7 protein-coding genes are annotated in these 8,186 nt (G+C 58.4%); 3 read left to right on the top strand and 4 right to left on the bottom strand.

Features of this window, described 5'->3' with window-relative positions; all coding sequences use genetic code 11:
- Positions 1–271 precede the first annotated feature (271 nt).
- The 3 genes from KUV51_RS17940 to KUV51_RS17930 all read right to left on the bottom strand — a co-directional run bounded on the left by KUV51_RS17940 (position 272) and on the right by KUV51_RS17930 (position 3,786).
- Complete coding sequence (locus KUV51_RS17940) at positions 272–1,957, bottom strand: hypothetical protein (RefSeq protein ID WP_222522804.1); 1,686 nt, start codon at positions 1,955–1,957, stop codon at positions 272–274.
- A gap of 397 nt (positions 1,958–2,354) precedes the next feature.
- The gene (locus KUV51_RS17935; protein ID WP_222522803.1) at positions 2,355–3,197 is read right to left on the bottom strand and encodes a ParB/RepB/Spo0J family partition protein; all 843 of its coding nucleotides are present in this window, start codon (positions 3,195–3,197) and stop codon (positions 2,355–2,357) included.
- A gap of 100 nt (positions 3,198–3,297) precedes the next feature.
- Positions 3,298–3,786: a fasciclin domain-containing protein gene (locus KUV51_RS17930; protein ID WP_222522802.1), complete on the bottom strand. Its 489-nt coding sequence runs from the start codon at positions 3,784–3,786 to the stop codon at positions 3,298–3,300.
- Positions 3,787–4,034: 248 nt separating this feature from the next.
- Here KUV51_RS17930 and KUV51_RS17925 point away from each other — a divergent pair, with 248 nt between their 5' ends.
- Together KUV51_RS17925 and msrP are read left to right on the top strand one after the other, a co-directional pair.
- The gene (locus KUV51_RS17925; RefSeq protein ID WP_410001083.1) at positions 4,035–5,528 is read left to right on the top strand and encodes an FMN-binding glutamate synthase family protein; all 1,494 of its coding nucleotides are present in this window, start codon (positions 4,035–4,037) and stop codon (positions 5,526–5,528) included.
- A gap of 72 nt (positions 5,529–5,600) precedes the next feature.
- Entirely contained in the window at positions 5,601–6,509 is a 909-nt protein-coding gene (msrP, locus tag KUV51_RS17920) for a protein-methionine-sulfoxide reductase catalytic subunit MsrP (protein WP_222522801.1), read from the top strand.
- On the opposite strand, the gene KUV51_RS17915 is transcribed toward msrP, so the two are convergent.
- Positions 6,503–6,904 carry a DUF2306 domain-containing protein gene (locus KUV51_RS17915; protein ID WP_261385894.1) on the bottom strand — a complete coding sequence of 134 codons (402 nt, stop codon included), beginning with the start codon at positions 6,902–6,904 and terminating at the stop codon, positions 6,503–6,505. The genes msrP and KUV51_RS17915 overlap by 7 nt on opposite strands.
- Before the next feature lie 29 nt (positions 6,905–6,933).
- Between KUV51_RS17915 and msrQ the strand changes: the two genes are divergently transcribed.
- Complete coding sequence (msrQ, locus tag KUV51_RS17910; RefSeq protein WP_222522826.1) at positions 6,934–7,536, top strand: protein-methionine-sulfoxide reductase heme-binding subunit MsrQ; 603 nt, start codon at positions 6,934–6,936, stop codon at positions 7,534–7,536.
- Positions 7,537–8,186: the final 650 nt, after the last annotated feature.

Below are 8,186 nucleotides of genomic sequence, written 5' to 3'. Positions count from 1 at the left end.
GCAGCGATGTCCCACGAGGCATCACCCAGACTGCGAAGAGAAGCGTGACCCGGATGAGTGACAACGGTCCCAAACAAAGAAGGAAAACGAGCTTGACCCAAATGCCCAATTAGAGAAGCGGACATAGTCATCTGAGGGATGCTTAAGTTTGTTCCAGCTTTGGCACGCGAATTGACAAAGTACGGTACCAACTTGGCTAGTCAAATTTCAGACCGGAGCGCCACAGCGTAGGTGCGCCCCGGTGATTCAGTGTTCGTGACCAGCAATTTCTTTAAAATTTTATGCGCAGCTCACCTGTTGGTGTCTTGTAGATAGTATTTGTTTCTAAAGACGCAGCGGCCGCGTTGTCGGCAAAAACAGGGGCAAGCGGCATCTTCAGATTTCCGTTTTCCAGCAGTTCCAGATAGGAGCCGCCGCTCGGCCGCCGGATTCTAAGTACGTCTGCTCCACCATCGCGGAACACGTCAAATATGAAGCTGATGTTGCCATTCTGATCCGTCCAAGCGACCTCTGAGCCTTCGGAATTGAATGGCAGTAGCCTGAGGCGTCCTTTTGACATGTTTTGCGAGGCGTCGGTGTAGTATCCTTGGTCCCAGCCGGTGTTTGCGTCGACTTCGAACACCTCCGTTTCAACGTAGTTTAGTACTTCATCACTGTTGAATTTAACATATGGAACGGCTGGTGGTGTGGCGCTTCGCGGCATCAGCTCCCCAATCCGCATCGTTGCTCCAACTTGTTGTTCGAACATCGCCGCTGTTCTGGGGACATTGCTTTCTGGTCGTGCTCGGCCAATTGTTAACTGAGCGTTCTGTTGAGCAATCGCGGCGCGTCTTTGGCCATTGAGCTGGTTTACCTGATAATCAGTGATCGAGAGTATTGCGTCTCCGGTCGCCAGCACGATCCCGTCTGCCCCTGATTGAGCTTGGAAGAGACCAATCGTATGGATGCCCGTATTCGCCGTGATGTCCCTCTCAGTACCCGGGGCCACCGTGTTTTTGGTAGAGTAAATGTTTGCGATTTGCGAAGACCCACCCCCCAAAATTAGGAGTGCATCATTTCCATCCAATGCTATCGACCCAAACTGAGCCGGAAGACGGCTGTCTGACGCCGGGTTGTCGATTATGCTCTTTACTCTGAAGCAGGACAACTTGTCACAATTCCAGTTGTCCACACGACCCAACTTCAACCCAACCGTCACACCGTCATAAAAAATCGACTCTCGTGCACTTCCAGCGGATCCATATGGCCAAATTGCTATACTCTCGCAGTGGACAAAATCCAGTGCGCCATCCACTTCTATGTTCGTGTCAAAGCAACCCAATTCCAGGTGGCCAAAGCGTGTGCCTCCGACGTTCGAGTTTCCCTTAATCCCAACCCACGCGCCTTCGATGCGAAGATTGTCTATCTTGTTCCGCGTACCGTCGTTTAGGTCGACGCAAGGTGGATATTGCCTAAGTGAAGATCGGTCCGTCGTACTCGGTTGAGCGAACCAAACGGTTAAGTCACCAATGGATACTCCGTTCTCAATATCTACCCCCTCAAGAACCGAGGTAGCAGACATGTTGAAACCGGCTTTTACCGTCAACCCGCCATTGGTTCTGCCAGAAGGGCAATGCAGTCTGCACTTGTTTGAAAGACTTATTTTGTCTTTGACGAGAACGAAACCTGTGAAAAGCAGGTCGCCCTCGGTCCCGTTAATTGCAGCTTGTAGCGCAGCCGTTTGGTCGGCGGTCGGAGCCGCCTTGGTTGCACTTGTGGAGATGCCGTAGTGCTCAAGGTACACTGGCGAGATCGGATCCCATCCAGGCAATCCAGGTACCTTGGTAGACGCGCTTCGATGGACATAAGAAATCACGCCCGTTTCGCTGTTCAGCAGAGAAACCATGGCTACGTCGCCGTCGGCAAAACCCGATGCAGAGGCCAAACTGGAAATGGAAGTGTAGGTAGAAACAGTCATTGCAATCTCCTCAAAATGTACGTGCGGAAACCAACAGATCTAACTCTTCAGCTGCGGCAAGAAATTCCCGTATAGCGAGAATAGTTATATTTTTTAGGTTTCCAAGCGCTGCGTTGAAGAATTGGATTGTGGCCTGCTGAAAAGGAAGTAGGTCCTGCAAAGAGCAGAATTGATCCTGCTATAGCCCCAACAGAATTCCTTGAAGTTTTGGGTCGCCAACTTGGTTCACTTGAATGGCCTTTCAATGTGAGTCGAGTGCGCGACTTTGCAAAGCCCGCTCCCCCCGCTCACCAAACGCAACCTGGACACCAACCCGGCGGGGTGAACCCCGCCCTACCGTTCCGGGGTTTGATCGGGTTTGAGGTGTGTTGGTGCGCATGAATGCGCACCCTACGGCCTACCCCTCTGTTCCGAAGAGCCGCTCTATTGTTTCCATCACGTCGTCCATCAGGCCCGGGACGCGGGCCTCGGGGCCGGAGAACCTCAGGATCCAGCCTGAGCGTGTGACCTCGCGCCGGATTTGCAGGCCGCGGGCGAATTTGATGGAGCGGCGGGGGGCCGTGGGGGTGCCGGGGGCGGTGTCTTCGTTCTGGGGGTTGAGCGCTTCGTGGATGACCGGTTCGAGGGCGGACCATTGACCTGCGAGCGTGTCGCTTCCCGAAGTGCGGAGGGTGTCGGAGAGGAGGTCCTCCCACCCCGCCCGCAAGGCCGAGGCCAGCCGTTCGATGCGGGAGATGGAGAGCCGTTCGGGGGTGGCGAGGGCGCCGTCGAAAACCTCGACCACCAGTGTGATGCTCCGCAGCCGTGCCTTTTTCTGGCGCGAGAGGGGGCCGAAGAGGGTGGCGATGGCGGCGTCCTCGCTGTCGAAGAGGCCGGTGCGGAGGCAGTCGAGGATGAGTTTGCCCTTTTCCCACGGGCTGATCTGGGCGCGGATTTCGTTCTCCGTCACCATGGCGGCGAGTGCGTCGGGGATGTCGCGGGGGCTACGGAGGAAGGCGGGGATTGTCGCGTGATCGAGCCTGCGGCAGGCGGCGAGGCGGCGGTGGCCGGAGATCAGGCCGTAGCGGTGCCCGTCCTGCGGTTGACTGAGTTGCCAGACCTCGATCGGTTGGCGCAGGCCGTGGGTGAGGATGGAGTGTTCGAGTTCGCCTTGTGCCTCGGCGTCCTGCGTGGCGCGGTCGCGGGGGAGGGCGTCGGCGAAGATCTCGGGAAGCGGGATGTTTTGGAGGGGGTCGGTCATGTGGGCCTCATCTGCGGGTTGGTGTGCAGTATGGGGCCGGGGCGCGCGGTGTTGCGCAGAGCGAAGGGGCCCCGTGCGGTGGGGCCCCTTGCTGATCAGCTTAGCTGCTGGTGTCGGGCAGGATCACCTGGTCGATCACGTGGATCACGCCGTTGGTGGTTTCGATGTCTGCCGAGACCACGTTGGCCTCTTCGACCTTCACGCCGTCGTCGAGGTCGATGGTGACTGCGTCACCCTGGACGGTGGTGGCTTCCATATCGTCCTGCAGGTCGGTCGACATCACTTTGCCGGGCACGACGTGGTAGGTCAGGATGGCGACGAGCTGGTCCTTGTTCTCGGGCAGCAGCAGCTCTTCGACCGTGCCTTCGGGCAGGGCGGCGAAGGCTTCGTCTGTTGGCGCGAAGACGGTGAACGGGCCGTCGCCTTTCAGCGTGTCGACGAGGTCGGCGGCTGTCACGGCGGCGACCAGCGTTTCGAACGTGCCTGCGTCAACGGCCGTGTCGACGATGTCTTTCTTGGCCGAGCCGGCGATGGCGGCTGTGGCGAAGGCGGCTGTGGCGACGGTGGCCAGAAGTGTCTTGCGGATCATAGTGTTTCTCCCATTGAGATGTTGCGATGACCGCGGGGCGGCATCGTGGGGTGAACGCGCGTCAGGGTAGTTTGGATCACGTGGAAATTTTTCCCACAGCATCTTGAAATGCGGCGGAGGTTGCCTAAGCTGGGTCGGTTCGTCATTTCCACTCACGGTTTTGTTAAGCGGGGCGGAAACTTGCCTGTCCTTGCGTCTGTTCCGGCGGATTTGCAGAGTGGTCGCAACACGCATGGGAGGGTGAGCGGTTGAGTTTTGCGATGTCGGTGCTCGAGGTGATGGTCCTTGGGTTTTTCTTTGTCATCGGTCTGGGTGTGGCTGTGGCGCTGGTGATGTTCGTGATCGACCGGGCGCAGACCCATGATGCGATCCGGCGGAACTATCCCGTCATTGGCCGCTTCCGGCATCTGTTTTCGACGTTGGGCGAGTTCTTTCGTCAGTACTTCTTTGCCATGGACCGGGAGGAGCTGCCGTTCAACCGGGCGCAGCGGGAGTGGATCAAGCGGTCGGGTGAGGGGGTGAGCAATACGGTCGCCTTTGGGTCGACCCGGAACCTGAGTGTCGTGGGGACACCGATCTTTGTGAATGCGGCCTTTCCCCCGCTTGCCGATCAGTATGCGCGGACGGCCCCGATGGTGATTGGGGAAGGCGCGCGGATACCGTTTACGGCGCGGTCGTTTTTTAACATCTCTGGCATGAGTTATGGGGCGATTTCGAAACCCGCCGTTCGGGCGCTGAGCCGGGGGGCGAAGGAGGCGGGCGTCTGGATGAACACGGGTGAGGGGGGCCTGAGCCCGTATCATCTGGAGGGCGGCTGCGATGTTGTTTTCCAGATCGGGACGGCGAAGTTTGGCGTCAGAGATGAAGACGGCAACCTGAGCGACGACAAGCTGCGCGAGGTGGCGGCCCATAAACAGGTGCGGATGTTCGAGATCAAGCTGGCGCAGGGGGCGAAGCCCGGCAAGGGCGGTATTCTTCCCGGTGAGAAGGTGACGGAGGAGATTGCCAAGATCCGGGGGCTGCGCGTGGGGCAGGACGGCATTTCGCCCAATCGCCATGCGGAGGTGGATGACTGGGACGATCTGTTGGATCTGGTCTGTCACATTCGCGAAGTCACCGGCAAACCTGTGGGCATCAAGACGGTGGTGGGGGCGGAGGCGCCGATTGCCGATCTCTTTGCCACGATCAATGCGCGCGGTGCGGAGTGTGCGCCGGACTTTATTACTGTTGATGGCGGCGAGGGCGGCACGGGCGCCGCGCCCATGCCGCTGATTGATTTGGTGGGCATGTCCATTCGGGAAGCGCTGGTGACGGTCGTGGACCTGCGGGATCAGGCGGGGTTGAAGGAGCGCATTCGTGTTGTCGCATCCGGCAAGCTGGTCAATCCGGGCGATGTGGCCTGGGCCTTGGCCGCCGGGGCGGACTTTGTCACCACCGCGCGGGGCTTCATGTTCAGCCTGGGCTGCATTCAGGCGCTGAAGTGCAACAAGAATACATGTCCGACCGGGATCACCACACATGACAAGCGGTTCCAGAAGGGCCTCGTCGTTGAGGACAAGGAAAAGCGTGTGACCCGCTATGCCAGCGAGATCATCCACGAGGTCGAGACCATTGCGCATTCGGTTGGCGTGGCCGAACCGCGAATGATGCGCCGCCGTCATGTGCGCATCGTGCAGGATGATGGGCGGTCGCGGGCGCTGAATGAAATCACCCCGAGTTACAACCCGGTGACAAGGCCGTGATGCAATATCATTTTGCCGGGCGGCCGGACCCATCTATGTGCCATGATGCTTGAAACCGCAGGAGACACATGAATGGCCCACCGTTGGAAGAACACCCTGACCCGCGCTGACGCGACGCCGCTGACGGCGTATATGAATCGTCGGCAGATCATGGCGGGCGCGATGGGTCTGGGCCTGATCGGTGCGGCGGGCATGGCGCGCAGCGAGGGTGCCGACGAACTGGTGCCCAATGCGTGGGAAGACATCACACAATATAACAACTTCTATGAGTTCGGGACCGGCAAGGGTGATCCGGCGCGCAATGCGCACACGCTGACCACCGAGCCGTGGACCGTTGTCATCGACGGGCTGGTCGATAATCCGGGCGACTATTCCATGGAACAGATCATGGAAGCCATGACGATCGAGGAGCGCATCTATCGCTTCCGCTGTGTCGAGGCGTGGTCGATGGTGATCCCGTGGAACGGGTTTGAGTTGGCGGACCTGCTGACTCTGGCCGGAGTGCAGGAAGAAGGTAAGTATGTCGCCTTTGAAACCGCGCTGCGCCCGGACGAGATGCCGGGGGTCCGCTTTCCCACGCTGGACTGGCCCTATGTCGAGGGGCTGCGCATGGATGAGGCGATGCACCCGCTGACGATCATGGCGACGGGCATCTATGACAAGACGATCCCGAACCAGAACGGCGCGCCCATGCGTTTGGTGGTGCCATGGAAGTACGGGTTCAAATCCATCAAGTCGATTGTGCGGATTACCGTGACCGAGGATGAGCCGCCCACCAGCTGGAACAAGGCGAACGGGCGCGAGTATGGCTTCTATAGTAATGTGAACCCGGAAGTGGATCACCCGCGCTGGAGCCAGGCGAGTGAACGTGTCGTCGGTGGGGGCCTATTTGCCAAGCGACAGCCGACCTTGATGTTCAACGGCTATGAAGAAGAGGTCGCGAGCCTTTACGCCGGTATGGACCTGACCAAGTTCTATTGAACGCCGAAAACGACATCATGCATTATGCGGCCCGGCAGCAACGTGAATGCGCCCGTGACAATGAGCGCAAAGACGAAGAGAGACTGCATGCTCTTTCGGTGGCTTTCGATCTTGCCGGCGCGGGCGGCATGAACGGCGATGGGCACGCTGACCAGAACGGCGGCCGACAATATATGTATCAGGCTGAACGGGCCGAACATTCGGATGTGGTTGATCCAGAAGCTGCCTGCGGCGACCCCCATCATCAGGGCACACCATATATAGCCGATCAGGCGATGACGGTTCGTGCCCTTGGTCCCCACCATTTGCCATATGCCCAGTCCCAGTGCGGCAAGCGCCATCAGCGCGTGGCTTGCGATGATCCAACCTTCGGACAGGAGGGGCGCGAGGGACATGTATGCTCCGACAGGGTGAGGGCGGCGTGATGATTGCTGATGTCATCAATAGCACGGCACGGCGTGTTCCCACATGGGCTGTATATATAGTGGCGCTGATCCCGGCCCCCGTACTTCTATATATGGCACAAACCGGCGGTCTGGGGCGTGAGCCCATTCGGGCGCTGGAGCATGAGCTGGGCGAGATTGCCCTGCAGCTTGTTATTGCGGGTCTGTGTATCTCGCCCCTGCGCCGGTTTGCGGGTGTGAACCTGCTGAAGTTCCGCCGCGCGGTTGGATTGCTCGCCTTTATATATGTTGTGCTGCATCTGCTGGTCTGGGCGGTGCTGGATGTGCAGACGCTGGACCGGGTGATCGCGGACATCATCAAGCGGCCTTACATTACTATAGGGATGGCCGCGTTTGTTCTGATGGTGCCGCTGGCGGTGACATCGAACAATAAGTCTGTCCGCTGGCTGGGTGCTGCGTGGCGACGGCTGCATCTGCTGACCTATCCCATCGCGATTCTGTCGGCTGTGCACTTCATCTGGCTGAGCAAAGGCTTTCAGTTGGAGCCGTTGGTCTATCTGACCGTGATTTTGGGGCTTTTGGCGCTGCGCGTTCCCGCGCTGGTCAAGAAAGTGGCAGCCTGAGGGGTGATTTGCCCGATTGAGGGCGGTCAGCGCATCGCGAGTCAGGGTGAATCGCGGCTGAATCGGGGTCGCGACCCGGAATTTTCGAAAAATCTTGGGGCTGGTCCAGTGAATCGGGCGACTCGTTGAGGTGAATCGGGCGCGATTCAGGTGATTTGGCCGGGTGAGTCTGGTGAGTCTTGGGGATAGGTCTGTGGATAACCCCATATATTGATGACAGGGGTATGACGCAGGTCGTGAGGCGGGGTAATTTTCTGCCGATTTGACGCTAGGTTGGTGAAATTTGATTGCGTAAGACCATGTTTTTTCGAGGAAAATCAGGTTTTTTGGAAAAAAATGCGTTTTCTTCAAAAAAGCACTTGCGGGCACCCCGCACTAACCGTAGAACCCCCCTCACCGGCGGCGCAGAGATGCACCAACGGGGCGCCAGACGGGCCACACGGAAGCGGAAACGCAGACAGACGGCAACGAGACGCAAGACTAAATCAGAGGTGATTGGGCGGGGCGCGCCAAAGAAGATACGGCGCATCTCAGTTCTTTTGTCTCTACGCTCTTTGAAATTGATGATAACTGAAGAGATATGTGGGCGGTTTGGTTCATTTCGATGGATCAACGTCTGTATATCGCGCTCTTAGGCTTCGGCCGATGAT

Origin of the sequence: Tateyamaria omphalii, from assembly GCF_019802125.1 — a bacterium.
In the GTDB taxonomy this organism is placed as follows: domain Bacteria; phylum Pseudomonadota; class Alphaproteobacteria; order Rhodobacterales; family Rhodobacteraceae; genus Tateyamaria; species Tateyamaria omphalii_B.
The sequence above is the reverse complement of the archived record's forward strand: the minus strand, read 5'-3'. Positions and strand labels throughout refer to the sequence as shown.